The sequence below is a fragment of the Lysobacter sp. Root604 genome (assembly GCF_001427505.1).
Taxonomy (GTDB): domain Bacteria; phylum Pseudomonadota; class Gammaproteobacteria; order Xanthomonadales; family Xanthomonadaceae; genus Lysobacter.
Window position 1 is genome coordinate 216,802 of record NZ_LMGS01000001.1, and the last position, 18,005, is coordinate 234,806.

28 protein-coding genes are annotated in these 18,005 nt (G+C 66.6%); 25 read left to right on the top strand and 3 right to left on the bottom strand.

The genetic code is table 11. The annotated features are described in order from the left end of the window. The first annotated feature begins 356 nt into the window (after positions 1-356). The 6 genes from ASD69_RS01025 to ASD69_RS01055 all read left to right on the top strand — a co-directional run bounded on the left by ASD69_RS01025 (position 357) and on the right by ASD69_RS01055 (position 3,547). A complete protein-coding gene (locus tag ASD69_RS01025) occupies positions 357-848 on the top strand; it encodes a hypothetical protein (protein ID WP_157498876.1) in 492 nt (163 codons plus the stop codon). A 560-nt stretch (positions 849-1,408) separates the two neighbouring features. Beyond that, the gene (locus ASD69_RS01035; RefSeq protein WP_056172795.1) at positions 1,409-1,654 is read left to right on the top strand and encodes a hypothetical protein; all 246 of its coding nucleotides are present in this window, start codon (positions 1,409-1,411) and stop codon (positions 1,652-1,654) included. 101 nt (positions 1,655-1,755) lie between these two features. Continuing rightward, complete coding sequence (locus tag ASD69_RS01040; RefSeq protein WP_056172797.1) at positions 1,756-1,977, top strand: hypothetical protein; 222 nt, start codon at positions 1,756-1,758, stop codon at positions 1,975-1,977. Between the two features lie 77 nt (positions 1,978-2,054). Further along, positions 2,055-2,495, top strand: coding sequence for a nuclear transport factor 2 family protein (locus ASD69_RS01045; RefSeq protein ID WP_157498878.1), 441 nt, complete (start codon positions 2,055-2,057; stop codon positions 2,493-2,495). Between the two features lie 52 nt (positions 2,496-2,547). Beyond that, entirely contained in the window at positions 2,548-2,757 is a 210-nt protein-coding gene (locus ASD69_RS01050; RefSeq protein WP_056172800.1) for a hypothetical protein, read from the top strand. 100 nt (positions 2,758-2,857) lie between these two features. Beyond that, positions 2,858-3,547, top strand: coding sequence for a WGR domain-containing protein (locus ASD69_RS01055; protein WP_056172802.1), 690 nt, complete (start codon positions 2,858-2,860; stop codon positions 3,545-3,547). Positions 3,548-3,566: 19 nt separating this feature from the next. Here the strand turns inward: ASD69_RS01055 and ASD69_RS01060 are convergent, their stop codons facing one another. Both ASD69_RS01060 and ASD69_RS01065 read right to left on the bottom strand, forming a co-directional pair. Continuing rightward, positions 3,567-3,944 carry a hypothetical protein gene (locus tag ASD69_RS01060; RefSeq protein ID WP_157498880.1) on the bottom strand — a complete coding sequence of 126 codons (378 nt, stop codon included), beginning with the start codon at positions 3,942-3,944 and terminating at the stop codon, positions 3,567-3,569. Beyond that, the gene (locus tag ASD69_RS01065; RefSeq protein WP_056172807.1) at positions 3,941-4,444 is read right to left on the bottom strand and encodes a DUF2750 domain-containing protein; all 504 of its coding nucleotides are present in this window, start codon (positions 4,442-4,444) and stop codon (positions 3,941-3,943) included. The genes ASD69_RS01060 and ASD69_RS01065 overlap by 4 nt, the downstream gene beginning before the upstream one ends. Positions 4,445-4,640: 196 nt before the next feature. Here ASD69_RS01065 and ASD69_RS01070 point away from each other — a divergent pair, with 196 nt between their 5' ends. From ASD69_RS01070 to ASD69_RS01155, 19 genes are all read left to right on the top strand, one after another. After that, positions 4,641-5,054: a hypothetical protein gene (locus ASD69_RS01070; RefSeq protein WP_056172809.1), complete on the top strand. Its 414-nt coding sequence runs from the start codon at positions 4,641-4,643 to the stop codon at positions 5,052-5,054. A gap of 128 nt (positions 5,055-5,182) precedes the next feature. Beyond that, entirely contained in the window at positions 5,183-5,686 is a 504-nt protein-coding gene (locus ASD69_RS01075; protein ID WP_157489205.1) for a hypothetical protein, read from the top strand. 23 nt (positions 5,687-5,709) lie between these two features. Beyond that, on the top strand, positions 5,710-5,913 hold the full coding sequence (locus ASD69_RS01080; protein WP_162250595.1) for a zinc ribbon domain-containing protein: 204 nt from the start codon (positions 5,710-5,712) through the stop codon (positions 5,911-5,913). 5 nt (positions 5,914-5,918) lie between these two features. Then, a complete protein-coding gene (locus ASD69_RS01085; RefSeq protein WP_056176382.1) occupies positions 5,919-6,359 on the top strand; it encodes a GFA family protein in 441 nt (146 codons plus the stop codon). 65 nt (positions 6,360-6,424) lie between these two features. After that, on the top strand, positions 6,425-6,787 hold the full coding sequence (locus tag ASD69_RS01090) for a hypothetical protein (RefSeq protein ID WP_056172818.1): 363 nt from the start codon (positions 6,425-6,427) through the stop codon (positions 6,785-6,787). A 137-nt stretch (positions 6,788-6,924) separates the two neighbouring features. Continuing rightward, positions 6,925-7,353 (top strand): lysozyme inhibitor LprI family protein, encoded by a 429-nt coding sequence (locus tag ASD69_RS01095; protein ID WP_162250596.1) that lies wholly within the window; start codon positions 6,925-6,927, stop codon positions 7,351-7,353. A 207-nt stretch (positions 7,354-7,560) separates the two neighbouring features. Then, the gene (locus tag ASD69_RS01100; protein ID WP_056172824.1) at positions 7,561-8,256 is read left to right on the top strand and encodes a phosphodiester glycosidase family protein; all 696 of its coding nucleotides are present in this window, start codon (positions 7,561-7,563) and stop codon (positions 8,254-8,256) included. Between the two features lie 192 nt (positions 8,257-8,448). Beyond that, on the top strand, positions 8,449-8,874 hold the full coding sequence (locus ASD69_RS01105) for a hypothetical protein (RefSeq protein WP_056172825.1): 426 nt from the start codon (positions 8,449-8,451) through the stop codon (positions 8,872-8,874). Positions 8,875-8,883: 9 nt separating this feature from the next. Further along, positions 8,884-9,270, top strand: a complete 387-nt coding sequence (locus tag ASD69_RS01110; protein WP_056172826.1) for a DUF488 family protein — start codon at positions 8,884-8,886, stop codon at positions 9,268-9,270. A gap of 184 nt (positions 9,271-9,454) precedes the next feature. Continuing rightward, positions 9,455-11,113 (top strand): CTP synthase, encoded by a 1,659-nt coding sequence (locus tag ASD69_RS01115; protein ID WP_056172829.1) that lies wholly within the window; start codon positions 9,455-9,457, stop codon positions 11,111-11,113. Positions 11,114-11,153: 40 nt separating this feature from the next. Then, positions 11,154-11,987: a 3-deoxy-8-phosphooctulonate synthase gene (gene kdsA, locus ASD69_RS01120; protein WP_056172832.1), complete on the top strand. Its 834-nt coding sequence runs from the start codon at positions 11,154-11,156 to the stop codon at positions 11,985-11,987. After that, the gene (locus ASD69_RS01125; RefSeq protein ID WP_056172836.1) at positions 11,987-12,520 is read left to right on the top strand and encodes a hypothetical protein; all 534 of its coding nucleotides are present in this window, start codon (positions 11,987-11,989) and stop codon (positions 12,518-12,520) included. The genes kdsA and ASD69_RS01125 overlap by 1 nt, the downstream gene beginning before the upstream one ends. A gap of 67 nt (positions 12,521-12,587) precedes the next feature. Next, the gene (gene eno / locus ASD69_RS01130) at positions 12,588-13,874 is read left to right on the top strand and encodes a phosphopyruvate hydratase (RefSeq protein WP_056172839.1); all 1,287 of its coding nucleotides are present in this window, start codon (positions 12,588-12,590) and stop codon (positions 13,872-13,874) included. Between the two features lie 19 nt (positions 13,875-13,893). Next, positions 13,894-14,229, top strand: coding sequence for a cell division protein FtsB (gene ftsB / locus ASD69_RS01135; protein ID WP_056172842.1), 336 nt, complete (start codon positions 13,894-13,896; stop codon positions 14,227-14,229). 43 nt (positions 14,230-14,272) lie between these two features. Next, a complete protein-coding gene (ispD, locus tag ASD69_RS01140; protein ID WP_056172845.1) occupies positions 14,273-14,962 on the top strand; it encodes a 2-C-methyl-D-erythritol 4-phosphate cytidylyltransferase in 690 nt (229 codons plus the stop codon). A gap of 80 nt (positions 14,963-15,042) precedes the next feature. Then, the gene (locus tag ASD69_RS21605) at positions 15,043-15,204 is read left to right on the top strand and encodes a hypothetical protein (protein ID WP_157498882.1); all 162 of its coding nucleotides are present in this window, start codon (positions 15,043-15,045) and stop codon (positions 15,202-15,204) included. A 246-nt stretch (positions 15,205-15,450) separates the two neighbouring features. Beyond that, positions 15,451-15,924 (top strand): 2-C-methyl-D-erythritol 2,4-cyclodiphosphate synthase, encoded by a 474-nt coding sequence (ispF, locus tag ASD69_RS01145; protein WP_056172848.1) that lies wholly within the window; start codon positions 15,451-15,453, stop codon positions 15,922-15,924. Beyond that, on the top strand, positions 15,921-16,985 hold the full coding sequence (gene truD, locus ASD69_RS01150) for a tRNA pseudouridine(13) synthase TruD (RefSeq protein ID WP_056172851.1): 1,065 nt from the start codon (positions 15,921-15,923) through the stop codon (positions 16,983-16,985). Before ispF ends, truD begins: the two co-directional genes overlap by 4 nt. Before the next feature lie 115 nt (positions 16,986-17,100). Beyond that, positions 17,101-17,328: a hypothetical protein gene (locus tag ASD69_RS01155; RefSeq protein WP_056172853.1), complete on the top strand. Its 228-nt coding sequence runs from the start codon at positions 17,101-17,103 to the stop codon at positions 17,326-17,328. Between the two features lie 6 nt (positions 17,329-17,334). Here the strand turns inward: ASD69_RS01155 and ASD69_RS01160 are convergent, their stop codons facing one another. Then, complete coding sequence (locus ASD69_RS01160; protein ID WP_056172856.1) at positions 17,335-17,919, bottom strand: Smr/MutS family protein; 585 nt, start codon at positions 17,917-17,919, stop codon at positions 17,335-17,337. Between the last annotated feature and the right edge of the window lie 86 nt (positions 17,920-18,005).

The following is an 18,005-nucleotide window of genomic DNA, read 5'->3' on the forward strand; positions in this document are numbered from 1 at the left end:
GCCCGGCGGGTCTGTAGCGTACGATTGTCGAGTTGAATTCAAGACGGCTGGTGGACGTTCTTACTGTGTCGAGCTTTCACAGCTCAATACACCGTAGGCACTACTACGCTTCACTCTGTCCAAACCGCTTCGCGAGTGGGCTGGACTCAGGCGTCGGATGGGTCTCGCGCGGCGATGTTCAGGTGTTGTAAGGCTGGGCTTCGTAGCGACGCTGTCGCCGAACATGTGGCGCTTGTAATAGGTGCTTAGGAATTCAGAGAAGCAGTTCGAGAATCGGTGAGTCCAGCCGTTCATTAGAGGCGGGGCTGCGCATGGTCCTATAGTGGGGATATATGAGACGACGTCGAGGCTTTGTCATGCTTGTCTTCTTACTGCTGGCGAGCGTCGCTACCGCAGCGAATGAGCTACCTGGTGCGGCGGCGAGGAGTTTGTCCGAGCAATCGGTTGCAGGACTAAGGCTTGCCGTCAAGAACGACCCCGGCGCGGGGCGAAAATTCAGCGATTGCGTTATGAGTATTGATGGCGGCTCGATGGCGCCGGCGTATGAGGCATATCTACGCTCCACGCTGACTCAAGAGGAGCTTGATGAAATGAACGCGTTCAGCGGGTCGGATCCAGGGGCTCGCTACAGTTTGTACGCTCGAGAACTGTTCTATAGAAGCAAAGGGGCGGTCATCGATGGTCCGATCCAGTTCAGTCGAGCTGAGATCACGGCAATTAATCGATTTGTAAGCTCTTCCACGGGCCAGAAGTACCTGTGGATAACAGATGTGGCCAACAAGGAAGCGAGCGAGGTCACCCGGAGGGCGACGCAGGATGCGATTGAGTCCTGCCGAAATGGTGGCTGATGGCGCATAGGGCGAGAGTCCGCCGCTTCTTACGAGGTCTGTACGATCTATTGGGATTGAGGGCTCGCCCTCCAACTATTCAATCAAGTCGGGCACGGACGATGGGACACGATCACGGCTTTGGTGAGGCAGACTGGCCTTTCGACGTTCCAGTCAACAGCGCGTCGTTCACGACCAGGCATGTCATCGAAGGAACGCTTCCTATTTTGGAGGTGTATCACGACCACGACGGCGAATGGCAATTCATGTGCGGCACGACGAGCGCGTCAGCGGACTGTAAGTTGGTGTGCTTGGGCTGCATGATCGGCCGCGATCCAAGCCTGCTTGATCTGGCCGGTATGCCGCCAGGGTGGTGCGCCTACAGGGCCAGCCCGCAAGACGCTTGGTCTAGGGAACCGTACGAAGGCAGCGACGACCCGGAATGAGTGGTCCGTACGGGTTAACATTTGGCCGTTCAGTCGCGAGCAGGGAAGCAGCCGCTACGGTCGCGCCGTCGCTGAGGGGAGCGGCCTAGGCGTCCCGCCTTTCCTGTGAGCCCCACGACATCGGAGGACCGCACCATGACCACCCGCAAGTATTGGATTCCCAGCCTGATCGCCGCCGCCCTGGTGGCGCCGTTGGCGATGGCGCAGGACGCCGCCCAGAACCCGACGGCCGAGCAGGCCGCCGCGCAGGCCCAGAAGAAGGCCGAAGACGCCGAGAAGGCCAAGGCCGAGCAAGCCGCCAAGGACAAGAAGAAAGACAAGAAGAAGGACAAGGCCGCCGATCCCACCGTCGAGCCCGAGGAAGAGGACGGCAAGCGCTGAGTTCCAGACGGTCGGGCGCGTCCGCCAGGGCGCGCCCGACTCGTTAAGGCGACACTGCCGTCGCGCGCGCCGGCGCGCTACCGGCAAACGGAGATGCCGACATGCGGCCTTCGACCGAGCACATCCTCGCCGCGCTGGACGCCACGGTCATGTGGCGCTTCCACGTGCCGGTGCTGGCCGCGATCGCGGCCCTGCTGATTTTCCCTCCCCGAGTTCCGGACGATGCCTTGGCCGCCGCCGTGTCGGTGCTGATCGTGCTGGCTGGCGTCGGCGTGGGCCTGGCCTGGCAATGGAGCGCGATTCGGCGCAAGCGCAAGGTCTGAGCGCCGCCACGGTGGCGCACGCTTGCGGCTTGCCGCTACATTCCGCAGCTGGCACCCACGCCAGCGACGGCATGCGTATGAATCCAGAGCCCACTCCCTTCCATCAGGTGCTGAGTGCCTACCAAGCCGCCGTGCGCGCCAAGGACGTCGAAGCCTTCCTGACGATGTACGCCGACGACCTGCAGGTGTTCGATATGTGGGGCGGCTGGTCGCTGCGCGGCCTCGAGGCCTGGCGCGAAATGGCGACGGAGTGGTTCGGGTCGCTGGGCAGCGACTATGTCGTGGTCGGCTTCGACGAGGTCGAGGCCAGCGTGGACGGTGCGCTGGCCGTGGGCCACGCCCTGCTCAGTTACACGGCTTACTCCGCAGACGGCCAGCGGCTGCGGTCGCTAGACAACCGGATCACCGTGGCGATGCGTTGGACCGGTGAGACCTGGAAGGTCTTCCACGAGCATACTTCGGCGCCGATCGATCACGAGACCACGAAGGCAGTGTTGCGGCGCGACGGCGGCGGGTAGATCGGGATTCCGTCGCCACGGATCCCGTTGGGGGTTGAACGGAGAATGGACGATGCTGGGCTTGTTGGATCTGATTCTCGCCATCGGCGACCTGCTGATGTCCTGGAGGATGTACGTCGGCCTGGCTGTGACTGCTGGGCTGTGCTGGCTGACCGTATCGGTAGTGCCTAATGAGACCGCGCAGTGGGCGATCTGCGTTCCGGTCGGCGTGGTCGGCTTGATCGCAAGCTTTCTCTGGCAGATTCGTGCCGATCATGGCTAGCGATCGGGCGAATCCAGTCGTGTGCTCGGACGACGTCGATGCACAAATAGGTTAAGCATCGGTCTTTGAGGATGGTTCTGATGCTTCGCGTGGGGGCGAAATGAAACGGCGTGAGTTCTATCTGCAGGACGATCAGTCGAACAAGTACTGGACCGTCGAGGTTCAAGGCAAGGAAGTGGTCACCACCAATGGCCGTATCGGTGCCAAGCCGCGCGAGACGCGCGCCAGCTTCGACGACGCCGGCGCGGCGCTGCGAGAGGCCGAGAAGGAGGTCCTGGCGAAACGGCGCAAGGGCTATCTGGAAGGCGATTTGAGCGCGGTTCCCGAGTACGTCCCGGGCTTGCCGCCGCGCTTCGTTCGGATCAATCACGACGACTATCACGCTCAATACGTCGGCAAGACCGCCGGCGGCGATCAGTTCTTCCTGACCTTCCCGTTCGTGCCGCGGCTGGGCTCCGAAACGGGCGGCGAGTACATCGCGCTGTATCTTTTCGATGAGTTCGGCTTGCTGAAGGAAGCCAAGGTCTACAGCGAGCACGAGCAGGGGCTTACCACCAAGACCGCGATCCAGGAATTCACGGCGCAGCTGCTGGCGGGCCTGGGCAAGTACAAATTCGCCGACATCAAGGTCGCGCCGTTCAGCGTGGAGCGTTTCGGTCGTCCGTTCGGTCTGATCTTCGATCCGGGCGACGAGGACGACGGCAACGACGAGCCCTACATCACCGTGACGGTGGAGCCCGGCAACTACATGGCCTTCAATCCGCCCTGGGATGGGGATTACGACACCTAGGGAAGGGCGCTACTTCGGATTATTCGGCGTCGCTATGGCCTTCGCCCATGCGCGCTTGGGGTGGCCCCAGCGAGCCGTCCGGCTGGATCGGACGAAACCCCTGTGGCGTTGGCATCCACCGTTGCGGCGCAGGTTTGGCCATCTCATCCGGGACGAAGCCGATGGCGCAGGCTTGGCAGTAGAGGCCAGACACGAATTGCTGCAGGGGTGCCTCGGCTACGGCATGCGGCTTCAGGCCGTCGACGCTGAGTTGCCCATGGCATTCGCAGCCAAACCGGGTGTCGGGAGCCTGCTCGAAATGCGCGGAGTCGAACGGCTCGATCAGCAACAGCTTGGGGCGCGTATGCGCGGCGCTTGCGCATTTCGGACAGGCTGGAGTGGAGGCGGGATCTGTCATGTACCTGGTTCCCGAGGTCTGGACCGGTCCGACGGCGCGATCGCGTGCGGCGCCTGGCTTCGCGTCTGGCTTTCGATCTTCTTTCGCAGCTTATTCAAATCCGTAGCCTGCAGACGCAAACCGCCCTGCACGGCTATCAGGTCCTTGCGCAAATCCTCCGGGTCGACGATCGAGCCGTTCAATCGCAGGTCCGGATGCACGAAGGGGCTGGCCGAGCGCTGGATCAGCTCGTCGGTGTACGCCTCCAGCCACGTACCCAGTTCGATGGCATCGACGTCGGCCTCGCCCGGAAACGCGGCACGGTTGGCCTTGAGGCTTTCCTCCGCGCTACTCCGGGTCGGCCACAGCAGAAACAAGGCGCTGCGGCGGCCGGAGGGATCGTCCGCCGTAGCCCAGGTTTCACCGCGCCAGATCCCCCATAGGCGCCCGGACGACACCACCGTCTCCAGAAAGGTCCGGTAGCGCTCGTGGTCGTCAGCGTTCGTGTCTGTGTTGGTCATCCGGCGACTCCCTGAAACCTGGATCGATCGGGTCCGGATATCATGCGCCTGTTGACGGCCGTCGCGAGTAGCGCGCCCCGGCGGAAGCGACGCAGCCCTTCGATCCGCGCGGTGGCTCGGCTTCGGTATCGACGGGCTAAACTAACGTGGCAACGCAGGTCGGGTTCGGACAATTCGCGATCGGGAGTCGTGCTCAGTGATAGCCGTCCTTTTGTTGGTCGTGAGCGCGGCGGTGCTGCTCACGCTCGGTACCATCCACCTGGTCATCACCTTCGTCGGCCCCAAGCTGCGCCCGCGCGATCCGGCGCTGGAGGCGCGGATGCGCGAGGTGTCGCCGGGCATCACCCGGCAGGCCAGCATGTGGGGTTTCTGGGTCGGCTTCAATGTCAGTCACAGCCTGGCAGCGATACTGTATGGTCTGATCTACGGATATCTCGCCATCGCGCATCCCGAAGTGCTCTTCTCCTCGGCTTATCTGCTCACGGTCGGCGCGTTGATGTTGGGCACCTTGTTCGTGGTGGCCAAGATCTACTGGTTCAGGGCGCCGCTGATCGGTATCGCGATTTCGCTGCTGTGTTACCTCGCAGGCGTGGCGGTCGCGCTGTCTTAGTTGCGACCTGCGCGGTTGGGACGGAGAGCGCTGGAACCCTCGGCCGATACTTGCCGTTTCGGCGCTGCTAGCCCGATAGTTGGCTCAGGCCGGGCGTCTCGCCCGCAGCTGGATGGGAGACTGGGCGCGTGAAACTTCTTCGGTGCGGGTTCGTCCTCGCGATGCTTGCTGCGCCCATCGCCGTGATGGCCGGTCAGCGCCCCGCCCAAGTGGCGGCGGATTTCTATCGACTGGCGATCCATCCCGACCGACCCGAGCCCGTACAGGGGCGGTTCGCGACGATGGCTCCGCTGTTGGGCGAGGATCTTTACCGGGCTTTGGCCGCATACGACGTGTACGAGAACGCCTGCGCACGCATCACCCCGCGCGGCATCAAGCCCTACATGCTCGATCAGAACCCCTTTTTTTGGGGTGCGGACGAAGCCGACGCGATGGTGGCGGCGACTGAGCGGGTCGACCGCGATGTCGCAAGGGTCTGGGTCGCTTTAGTCGACGATGAGGTGCGCTGGACCGATGCAGTGCTGCTGGGCAAGCAGCGCGGGCGCTGGGTGATACTCGACATCCGGTGGCAGGAGGGTGGCTCGCTGACCGAAAGGTTGATGGAATTCGCGAGCCATCGTTGCACCCCCTGACCATGCAACCCGAGGAGAACGGCATGTCATCCTTCCGCTGCGTCAAATGTAACGGCGAGTCCTGCACCGTAGGCGAGCTGCGCGCCGCCGGCGGTTTGGTCTCCTCGGTGCTGGATGTATCGACCAACAAGTTCAAGTACGTGAGCTGCGAGACCTGCGGCTACACCGAGTTCTACCGCGCCGATCTTTCCTCGGGCGCCCAGATCTTCGACCTCCTGGTGGGATGAGCGCGATGTCGAGCCCCCTATCGGCTGCATCCTCGCTGGCCGGTGGCTGCCACTGCGGTTCGGTGCGGCTTGTCTACACCAGCGCGCCGGTGCCGGCGGACACTCATCCGCGCGCCTGTGACTGCAGCTTCTGCCGCATGCATGGCGCGGCCTATGTCTCCGACCCGGCCGGCGCGCTGCGCATCGCCGTGGCCGACGCGCAGGCCTTGTTGTCGTACCGCCAAGGCTCCGAGGCCGCCCTGTTCCGCTTGTGCGGGCGTTGCGGCGTGCTGGTGGCGGTGACTTACGAGCAGGACGGCCGCATGTACGCGGCGGTCAACGCTGGCTGCCTGGACGAGCGCGACGCTTTCGCCCCGGCGGTCGGTGCTTCGCCGCAGCTTTTGAGCCGGGAGCAGAAAATCGGCCGCTGGACCCGGCTGTGGGTGCCTGAGGTCGAGTGGGCGTGAGCGGGCGACTCGCGGGCCCGTCCCGTCGGGCGAAGATCCGCCGGAAGTGAATTAGGATGCGCGGTATGTCAAGAATCGACCGCCTGTCGGACCTGCTTGCGTCGCCGCGTTCGCGTTCGTGGTTGTATTTCGCGACCGCGTTTGCGACGCCGCTGCTGGCCTATGCGGTGCTATGGGCGCTGGACACGGGCTCGTCGGATGCCGTCGGCGGCGTGCGTTGCGGCTTGCTGGGCCTGCTGTGGTTGATCGTGTCGGTGGTGGTGTCCATAACGCTGTTCTCGGCGGCGTTCTTCGCCGCGCTCTTGGCGTACCTCGATTCGTCCAGTCGGTCGCTCGCTCGCGCCATGGAATTCCTGGGTATCGGCCTGCCGTTCATTGCAATGTGCGCAGGCTTGATCGGGGTGGTGGTGCTGAAATTGACGATCTGATCGAAGCGGCGCGGACGTCCATGTCGGATGCGCGGAGTATTTCGGTCGGCTGACGCGGCCCGATTCGGCGCATGGCCTGCCAGCCGCCTTGAGGTGGATCCCCGCGCCGGCGGAGAATGCCGGCAACAGGGGGCACGATGAAACTTGAACCGGCATGGCTGCTCGGCCTGCTTTTGATCGCCGGGCGAGCGCCCGCCGAGACCGCTCAGGCGCCTACGGACGACCAAATGCTGCGCGCCTGCGCCGAAGAGGCGCAAAGGAGCGACGATCCGGTTGGCCGCAGCATGCGCTGCCTGCGCGAAGCCCGTGAGCGCGTCCAGCACCAGCTGGACGACACCTATTGCCGCTTGAGCCGGAGCTTGCCACCGGCGCAGCGCGAGAAGCTGGTGGCCAGCCAGGTGGCCTGGTCCCGCTACTACGATGCCCAGACCGAGTTGACCATGGCGCGCGGGCTCGAGTTGGACAACGTGATCGAGTATCTGCGGATTCGGATGATGTGGTTCCGTCTCGAGGAGCTGAATGCGCAGAACCGGATAACGTCGGCCATTTCGGAGCGTGGGGAGTAAGCCACGGCTCTGGATTTTCGCAGGCGTGCGGCCGCTGCATCAGCGCGGATCGATGCACCGCCGCGTCCTTGGTGCTCGACGCGGCACGGGCGATCGTGTTGAGGACGCCAGGGCTGGAGACCGCCGATGACCCACAAGCTCGCCGATATCGTCTTGGGTGCCGCCGCGACGATCGCCTGGCGGCGATCCGGCGTTAGGATGGGCCTCATGAAAGCAGGGTTCTTGTTCGCATTCGCGGCGTTCTTCGGCCTGGCGCACGCGCGCGAGCCGCGCTACACCGTGATGCGCGTGGACACCCGCAGCGAGGATCTGCGCCTGTTCCTGCACGACGAGCAGGGCGCGCCGCTGCATCGGCTCAAGCGTCTGGATACTTGGTTGAAGTCGCAAGGCAAGCGTCTGCGTTTCGCCATGAACGCCGGCATGTACGAGCCCGACTACGCGCCGGTCGGGCTGTACGTGGCCGATGGCCGCCAGCTTGCGCCGCTGAACCTGGCCGAGGGCGAGGGCAACTTCTACCTCAAGCCCAACGGGGTGTTCCTGCTCGGCGCCGACGGCCCCAAGGTCGTGGAATCCTCGCGCTATCCGGCGCTGGCCTCGGGCGTGCGTCTGGCCACGCAGTCCGGGCCGCTGCTGTTGCAGCAAGGCGCGATCCACCCGCGTTTCGACCCAGGCTCGAAGTCGCGTCAGATCCGCAACGGCGTCGGGGTCGACGGCGAGATCGCCTATTTCGTGATCAGCGACGATCCGGTCACCTTCTACGAATTCGCGCAGTACTTCCGCGACACCTTGAAGTGTTCGGACGCGCTCTACCTGGATGGCGCGATCTCCGGCCTGTACGCGCCGGCGCTGCACCGCTACGACTCCGGTCCCAAGCTGGGGCCGATGGTGGGCGTGGTGGAGTAGGGCGGACCGCGCGTTTTCGCGCGGCCCCGCCGTGGACGCCGCGCCGCGCGCGGTTTCGGGTAGCGCCCGAGGGGGCCGCGGGTACACGCACGCGCTACCTGGTCGATCGCTGCCGGCAAGTACGCCGCGCGCCGTGGCTGCGGGCATAGATTGGTCCGCGACCTGGGACATCGGCGAACGCCGGGAGGATGTATGAAGCGGATCTTGATCGCGCTGGCGCGGGTCGTCGCCGGCTTGTGCGTCCAGCTGGGCGGCATGTATCTGGCGGTGTTGATCAGCTTCGACCTCGACGGCAGCGGCCCGGATTGGCTCTGGCTGGTCGGACTGGGCTTCCTGGGCCTGGCCGGGATGGTCGCTGGCTGGATCGCCGGGCGCTATCTGATGGTCCCGGCGCTGATCCTGTTCGTGCTGGTGTGGACGGAACTGTGCGAGTACGACCAGTTGGTCTATATGACGCCGAGTGAAGCGCTCGATGCGTATCTGGGCGACATGATCTTTATGGCCTTGTGCTGCGCGGTCCTGGCTGGCGGTATCGCCCTGGGCTATCGTGATGCGCGACGCACCTGGCCCGGCCTGTCCGCGCGAGCGCCGGGACGCGTTGGGACTGGATCCGCCTAGGAGGCCGCCATGGCCGTACGCATCGTCAGACTCGGCAGCCCGCGCGCGCCCGGCGAGGGCCTGCGCATCGGCACGGTGCGGCGGCCGCCACGCGGCGTACCCAAGAGCGAGTTCGCCCGTCAGGACTGGTACGACGTCTGGTTCCCGAATCTCGCGCCCAGCCTGGACACCATGAAGCAGGCCCAGGCCGCGCAGACGCCGGCGCAATGGACCGCCTTCGTACGCAGGTACAAGGCCGAAATGGCCGCGCCGGACGCCAGCCATGCGCTGCAGTTGCTGGCGACGCTATCTCTACACACCGACTTCTCGGTCGGCTGCTACTGCGAGGACGAGGCGCATTGCCACCGGTCGGTGCTGCGGGCGCTGTTGGTGGAGCGCGGCGCGAAGTTGGCCTAGGGCGCCGGGACCGCCGCCTTGGGGTAGGAGCGGGCTCGCGGCGGGGGCTGGCAGCTCGGCCCCGAGCGCGGAAAGCCAGTCAGGACGGGCTTTGCGCCCGATTCGGCCGGTCGGTTCCGCTGTCAAGCAGTCGCGGGCCGGCCGCCTTGCCGGTAAACTACGGCTTTCCAGCGGCAGTAAAACCATGACTCCCCTGATTTTCGTCACCGGCGGCGTGGTGTCCTCGCTAGGCAAGGGCATTGCGGCAGCCTCGCTGGCGGCCATCCTCGAATCGCGCGGCCTGCGCGTGACGATGATGAAGCTCGACCCCTATATCAACGTCGATCCGGGCACGATGAGCCCGTTCCAGCACGGCGAGGTCTACGTCACCGACGACGGCGCCGAGACCGACCTGGACCTGGGCCACTACGAGCGCTATCTGCGCACGCGGCTCAGCCGCAAGAACTCGATCACCACCGGCCGTATATACGAGAACGTGATCCGCAAGGAGCGCCGCGGCGACTACCTGGGCGGCACCGTGCAGGTGATCCCGCACATCACCGACGAGATCAAGCGCTGCATCGTCGAGGCCACCGAAGGCTACGACGTGGCCCTGGTCGAGGTCGGCGGCACGGTCGGCGACATCGAGTCGCTGCCGTTCCTGGAAGCGATCCGCCAGTTGCGTACCGAGCGCGGCCCCGAATACGCCTTGTTCATGCACCTGACCCTGGTGCCGTTCATCGCCGCCGCCGGCGAGCTCAAGACCAAGCCGACCCAGCACTCGGTCAAGGAACTGCGTTCGATCGGTATCCAGCCCGATGTGCTGCTGTGCCGCAGCGAACAGCCGCTGCCCGACAGCGACCGCCGCAAGATCGCGCTGTTCACCAACGTGCCCGAGCGCGCGGTGATCTCGGCGGTCGATCTGGACAACATCTACAAGCTGCCGGAGTGGTTCCACGAGCAGGGCCTGGACGCGATCGTGCTCGAACGCCTGCGCGTCAACGCCGGTCCGGCCGACCTGCGCGAGTGGCACGAAGTGGTCGACGCCACCGAACACCCGGTGGACGAAGTTTCGATCGCGGTGGTCGGCAAGTACATCGACCATCAGGACGCCTACAAGTCGCTGGCCGAGGCGCTCAAGCACGGCGGCCTGCGCCAGCGCACCAAGGTCAAGCTGAAGTGGCTGGAGTCCAGCGAAATCGAGCGCGACGGCGTCGAGTCGCTGAAGGGCGTGGACGGCATCCTTGTGCCGGGTGGTTTCGGAGACCGCGGCTTCGAGGGCAAGGTCGCGACCGCTAAGTTCGCGCGCGAAAACGGCATCCCCTACTTCGGCATCTGTTACGGCATGCAGGCGGCGGTGGTCGATTACGCGCGCCATGTCGCCGGCCTGGACGGCGCCAACAGCACCGAGAACGACAAGGCCTGCGCGCATCCGGTGATCGGCCTGATCACCGAGTGGCGCACCGCCACCGGCGAGGTCGAGCGCCGCAGCGAGGACAGCGACCTGGGCGGCACCATGCGCCTGGGCCTGCAGGATCAGCGCATCAAGCCCGGCACCCTGGCGCGCGAGCTGTACGGCAAGGACGTGGTCGGCGAGCGTCACCGCCACCGCTACGAGTTCAACAACCGCTATCGCACTCAGCTCGAGGACGCCGGCCTGGTGATCGCGGCCAAGTCCATGGACGATCTGCTGGTGGAGATGGTCGAACTGCCAAGGTCGCAGCACCCGTGGTTCCTGGCCTGCCAGGCGCATCCGGAATTCCTGTCGACCCCGCGCGACGGCCACCCGCTGTTCATCGGCTTCGTGCGCGCCGCGCGCGAGGCCAAAGCCGGCGGCCGCCTGCTCAAGGAAGCCAGCGCATGAAGCCGGTCCTCAATCGTTCGATCCCTGACGGAGCTGCCCGATGAATTTGTGCGGATTCGAAGTCGGCCTGGACCGGCCGTTCTTCCTGATCGCCGGCCCTTGCGTGATCGAATCGATGCAGTTGCAGCTCGATGTCGCCGGCCAGCTCAAGGAGATGACCGGCGAGCTCGGCATCCCCTTCATCTTCAAGTCCAGCTTCGACAAGGCCAACCGCACCTCGGCGACGAGTTTCCGCGGCCCGGGCATGGAGGAAGGCCTGAAGGTGCTGGCCGAGGTCAAGCGCCAGCTCGATCTGCCGGTGCTGACCGATGTGCACGAGTACACGCCCATGAACGAGGTCGCCTCGGTCGTGGACGTGCTGCAGACCCCTGCCTTCCTGTGCCGGCAGACCGATTTCATCCAGAACGTGGCGCGCGCCGGCAAGCCGGTCAACATCAAGAAGGGCCAGTTCCTCTCGCCCTGGGAGATGAAGCACGTCACCGCCAAGGCCAAGGCCGTCGGCAACGAGCAGATCATGGCCTGCGAACGCGGCGCCAGCTTCGGCTACAACAACCTGGTCAGCGACATGCGCTCGCTGTCGGTGATGCGAGACACCGGTTGCCCGGTGGTGTTCGACGCCACCCATTCGGTGCAGCTGCCCGGCGGCATGGACGGCAAGTCCGGCGGCCAGCGCGAGTTCGTGCCGGTGCTGGCGCGCGCGGCGATGGCGGTGGGCATTTCCGGCATCTTCATGGAAACCCATCCGCGCCCCGAGGAAGCCCTGTCCGACGGTCCCAACGCGGTGCCGCTGCCGAAGATGCGCGCGCTGCTGGAAACGCTGGTGGAGCTGGACCGCATCACCAAGAAGAACGGCTTCCTCGAGAGTTCGTTCTGATGGGCCCCGGCGGCGACAGACGACGCGGCAGGCGGATCACCGCGTTCGCGGCCGCGCCCTTGGCGCTCGCCTTCGCGGCAAGCGCCGCGCCCGCGCCGCCACCCGCCGCGCCCGTTCCGGCCGAGACCGCCGACGAGACACTTTATATGTCGCTGGCCGACCTGACCGGCGAGCTCTACAAGTGCGTCGGGCCCTACATGCAGGAAGTCGGCGGCCCCAAGGTCGCGGCCAAGGTCTACGCCGCCGGTCGCTATCCGGCCCTGGTGGTGAGCGCGTCCAGCGTGCTGGGTTCCGGCCATCTGACCGTGCTGTCGGCGCGCGACAACCCCGCCGGCAGCGTCGGCCAGACCCAGTCGTTGATCGTCGCGATGGGCACGCTGGGCAGCAGCGATGCGAACTCGATTCGCCAGAACCTGCTCAGCGCCAAGGCCGTGGCCATCGTTGCGACCGAGATCGCGGGCGTCAGCGATGGCCGCTGCAAGGTGTCGCCCGAGCTGACCGCCGCGATCGCGCGCGTGCCGCCCGAGCCCTGAGCCCGAACTTGCGTCGCCGCCGCGAATTTCATTCCATACCCCTCAATCTCCGGTCCCATTCCCGCCCATGACCACGATCACCAAGATCCACGCCCGCGAAATCCTCGACAGCCGCGGCAATCCCACGCTGGAGGCCGAGGTCACCCTGGCCGACGGCAGCTTCGGCCGCGCGATGGTGCCCTCGGGCGCGTCCACCGGCAGCAAGGAGGCCGTGGAGCTGCGCGACGGCGACAAGACCCGTTACCTGGGCAAGGGCGTGCGCAAGGCGGTGGAGAACGTGAACACCGCGATCGCGCAGGCGCTGACCGGCTTCGACGCCGCCGACCAGACCGGTCTGGACCGTCGCCTGATCGACCTGGACGGCACCGAGAACAAGGGCCGCCTGGGCGCCAACGCGCTGCTGGGCGTGTCGATGGCCAATGCGCACGCGGTCGCCGCGTCGAAGAGGCTGCCGCTGTGGCAGTACCTGGCCAACGGCCGCGCGCCGGTGCTGCCGGTGCCGATGATGAACATCATCAACGGCGGCGCGCATGCCGATAACAACGTCGACCTGCAGGAGTTCATGATCCTGCCGGTGGGCGTGCCCAACTTCGCCGAAGCGCTGCGCGCCGGCGCCGAGGTCTTCCACGCGCTCAAGTCGGTGCTCAAGGGCCGCGGCCTGAGCACCGCGGTCGGCGACGAGGGCGGTTTCGCGCCCGACCTGCGCAGCAACGAGGAAGCGCTGGAAACCATTCTGGAAGCGATCGGCAAGGCCGGTTACAAGGCCGGCGAGGACATCCTGCTGGGTCTGGACGTGGCCTCCACCGAGTTCTACGACAACGGCAAGTACCACCTGGTGGGCGAGGGCAAGCGCCTGACCAGCGAGCAGTTCGTCGACTTCCTGGCCAACTGGGCCGCGCAGTATCCGATCGTGACCATCGAGGACGGCATGTCCGAGGACGATTGGACCGGCTGGAAGCTGCTCACCGAGAAGATCGGCCACAAGGTACAGTTGGTCGGCGACGATCTGTTCGTGACCAATCCCAAGATCTTCCAGGAAGGCATCGACAAGCACGTCGCCAACGCGATCCTGATCAAGGTCAACCAGATCGGCACCCTGACCGAGACCTTGGAAGCGATCGCCATGGCGGACGCGGCCAAGTACGCGGCCGTGGTCTCGCACCGTTCGGGCGAAACCGAGGACACCACGATCGCCGACATCGCCGTGGCCACCACCGCGACCCAGATCAAGACCGGCTCGCTGTGCCGCAGCGACCGCGTCGCCAAGTACAACCAGTTGCTGCGCATCGAAGAACAGCTGGGCGCCGCGGCCCGTTACGCCGGCCGCGACGCGTTCGTGTCCTTGAAGCGCTGAGCGGCCGGGGAGGGCGGACATGCGCTGGCTGCGAGTGCTGGTGATCGTCCTGGCGGGCCTGCTCGCCTTCCTGCAGTACCGTCTGTGGATGGGCCAGGGCGGCACCCGTTCGGTGGCCGCGCTGGAGCAACAGGTGCAGCAGCAGACCCGCGATAACGGCGGGCTGCGTCAGCGCAACGCCGCCCTCGCGGCCGAGGTCGAGGACCTCAAGTCCGGCGAGGCGGCGGTCGAGGAGCGTGCGCGCAGCGAGCTGGGCATGATCAAGCCCGGCGAAACCTTCTACCGCGTGGTCGAACCCGAAACCCCGACCAACGCGCAGGCCGCGCCGGCCGGCACGGACGCGCCGGCGCCGTGACGGCGGTATTCCGCCCGTTCCGGATCGACGCGGAGCCGGGCCGATGAGCGCGCCGATCTGGGCGGTGATGCCCGCGGCCGGTCGCGGCACGCGTTTCGGCGGCGAAACCCCCAAGCAATATCTGGTCGCGGCCGGCAAGCCGCTGATCGCGCACGCGCTGGACGCCTTGCTCGCGCATCCGCGCGTGGCCGGCGCGATGGTGGCCTTGGCCGCGGACGACGCGCTGTGGCCGGGTTGGAGCGAACGCCAGGGCAAGCCGGTGCTGCGCTGCGTCGGCGGCGGCGAGCGCGCCGATTCGGTACTGGCGGCGCTGCGCGCGCTGCCCGACGGCGTCGGCGACGACAGCCTGGTGCTGGTGCACGATGCGGCGCGCCCGAACCTGCGCCGCGCCGACCTGGATGCCTTGATCGTCGCGGCCGACTCCGACTCCGACGGCGCCATCCTCGGCGCGCCGCTGCGCGATACCCTCAAGCGCGCCAACGATCGACGCATTCTCTCCACCGAACCGCGCCAGGGTTTGTGGCGCGCGTTCACGCCGCAGGCCTTCCGCCGCGGCGCGCTGAGCACCGCGCTGCGCGACGCCGCGGTGGCCGGCCTGGTCGTCACCGACGAGGCCGCGGCGATGGAATACGCGGGCCTGCATCCGCGTCTGGTGGAAGGCCGCGAGGACAATCTCAAGGTGACGACGCCGGCGGATTTGGCGCTGGCGGAGTATTTGCTGGGGAAGGTTTAGCGGTTCTTTCGGCGTCGCTCCCGCTTGGGTCGCCACTTTTGATCGTCATTCAGCCTCGCTCTCACCTGGAGTCGCCGCTCTTGATCGTCATTCCCGCCTTCGCGGGAATGACGGCAAGAACAAACGGCGTAGGGGCGAATGACAGCAAGTACGGACGCCGGCAAGTACGAACGCTGCCGCGCTTGGTTCTCGATCGCAGCTGCTTCTCGCTCGTCATTCCCGCGAAGGCGGGAATCCAGTGACTTCAGCGCGATGCGGGAAGAGCCGAGGTAGGTCCGCTTCTGTCGGCGACCTCAGCCCTAAGGCTGTTCCTGCATTGTCGAATCTGCGGGGCTTTCGCCTGCCGTTTGGACATGCCGCTAAAGTCACTGGATTCCCGCTTTCGCGGGAATGACGGCAAAAAACGAGGCTTCGCGGGCTGCTGAGTCGACGGCTCCCCCGGGAATTTCGTCATAATTGCCCCCGATTCCCTCAGGCGGCACCCACTCATGCGCATCGGCCAAGGCTACGACGTCCACGCATTCGGCGATGGCGACCACGTGATGCTCGGCGGCGTGCGGGTGCCGCACGATCGCGGGGTGCTTGCGCATTCGGACGGCGACGTGGTCCTGCATGCGCTGTGCGACGCCATGCTCGGGGCGTTGGCGCTGGGCGATATCGGCCAGCACTTTCCGCCCAGCGACGAGCGCTGGCGCGGCGCCGACAGTCGTCGTTTTCTGCGTCACTGCAACGAGCTGATCGCGCAGCGCGGTTATCGGGTCGGCAACGCCGACGTCACCGTGGTCTGCGAGCGGCCCAAGGTCGGTCCGCATGCGCTGGCCATGCGCGAGGCGATCGCGCAGGACCTGGGCATCGCCCTGGACGCGGTCAGCGTGAAGGCCACCACCAGCGAGAAGCTGGGCTTCACCGGCCGCGGCGAAGGCATCGCCGCGACCGCGATCTGTCTGCTGGTGCCGGCGTGAGCGGCGAGCCCGCGCTGGCGCGCGCGCATGGCGCGCCGGCCCTGCGCGCGCGCATCCGCAGCGTGCCCGAGGATTTCCTGGTCGAGGAACTGCCGGGCTTCGCGCCCAGCGGCAGCGGCGAGCACCTGCTGCTGACGATAGAGAAGCGCGGCATGAACACCGCCTTCGCCGCCAAGCGGATCGCCGCCTGGGCCGGCGTCGGCGAGCTGGCGATCGGCTACGCCGGCCTCAAGGACCGTCACGCGCTAACCCGCCAACGCTTCAGTGTGCACCTGCCCAAGCGCGTCGCGCCCGATCTGGCGACGCTGCAGGAAGCCTCCGCGTCGGGCGAGGGCTTGCGCGTGCTCGACAGCGCCTGGCACGCCAAGAAGCTGCCGCGCGGCGCCCTGGCCGGCAACCGCTTCGTGCTGACCCTGCGCGAGCCGGAAGGCGAGCGGGCGGCGATCGAAACCCGTTTGCAGGCGATCGCCGCGCGCGGCGTGCCCAACTATTTCGGCGAGCAGCGCTTCGGCCGCGACGGCGACAACGTCGCCAATGCGCTGGCGATGTTCGGCGGCCGTCGCGTCAAGCGCGAACAGCGCAGCCTGCTGCTGTCGGCCGCGCGCTCGGAGCTGTTCAATCGGGTCCTGGCCGCGCGCGTGAGCGCCGACTGCTGGGATCTGCCCCTGGACGGTGAGGTGTGGATGCTGGACGGCAGCCGCAGCGTGTTCGGGCCGGAGCCCTACGACGACACGCTGGCCGCGCGCCTGGCTGGGTTCGACATCCATCCCAGCGGCCCGCTCTGGGGCCGCGGCGAGCTGCGCAGCCGCGAGGCCGCGGCCGCCATCGAGCTGGCGGCGCTGGCCGGCGAGGACGCCGCCGCGTTGCGCGAGGGCTTGGAGCAGGCCGGCCTCAACCAGGAACGGCGCGCCCTGCGCCTGCGTCCGACCGCGCTGAACTGGCGTTGGCTGGACGGCCCGGAAGGCGTCGCACTGGAACTGGATTTCGTGCTGCCGGCGGGCGCTTATGCCACGGTCGTACTCGCCGAACTGGGCGAAATCTCGACGCTCGTTCGGCCCTGATCGACCGTTCGTCGGAAAGCAACGGGGGGCACTGGTTGCTCCTGAGGGCGGGCGTATAAGCCAAAAGAGCGACCGGCAATGGTGCCGGGCGCTGCAAGCCTCAGGAGACGGGAATATGAACGCGTCCTTGAAAGTCGTTTTGCTGTCGCTGTCCGTCCTCGGTCTGGCCGCCTGCGCTGGGCATAGCACCAAGAGCGCCTACGTACCGCCGCAGAAAGCGCCGTCGATCATGGACAACGACGAGCTCTACATGGCGCAGGTGGAACGCATCGCGCGTCGCCGCGGCATCGATGTGACCTGGGTCAACCTGCCGCGCAAGCCACTCGCCAAGCACGAAGATTGACCTTGCTCAGCGCCGCCTGAGCGGCGGCGCGAGCAGCACCAGCACCGCTCCGGTACCGCCCTGCGAGGGCGGTGCGGAGTGGAAGGCCAGTATGTCGCCGCGCTGCCGCAGCAGCCGGTCGACCAGGTTCTTCAGCACCGGCAGGCCCCGGCTGTCGACGTACTCCGTGCCGCGGCGGTGGCCCTTGCCGTGGATCACCCGCACGCATCCCAGCCCGTGCTCGCGCGCGTCGTGCAGAAACGCGCGCAGCAGCGCCTCGGCCTCGCGCACATCGCTGCCGTGCAGGTCCAGTTCCTCCTGGGCGGAGATCTCGCCGCGGCGCAGGCGCTGGAACACCCGCGGCGGCAGTTCGTCGCGGCGGTAGGACAGGGCATCGCCGGATTCGAGCTCGCCGGACCCGGCCAGGCTGGCGTCCAGCGCATGCCGGAATTCCTCGCGCGCCTGCGCCTCATCGCGTTCGGCCATGCGCGCGCGCGGCTTGGGCTTGGGCGCGCTGGGCGGCAGCGCGGCCTCGGGCAGCCGCCGCACCGGCCCGATCGCGGAGCGGAACAGTTCGGCGGCGTCTTCGTCGTCGTCGTTCGGATCGGCCATGCGGAAACTTTAGCAGGGCGGTCGGGGCCTGCCCTTGGATTCGGATGCCTCGCACGCTCCCGATTCGGGGTAGGAGCGGCGTGAGC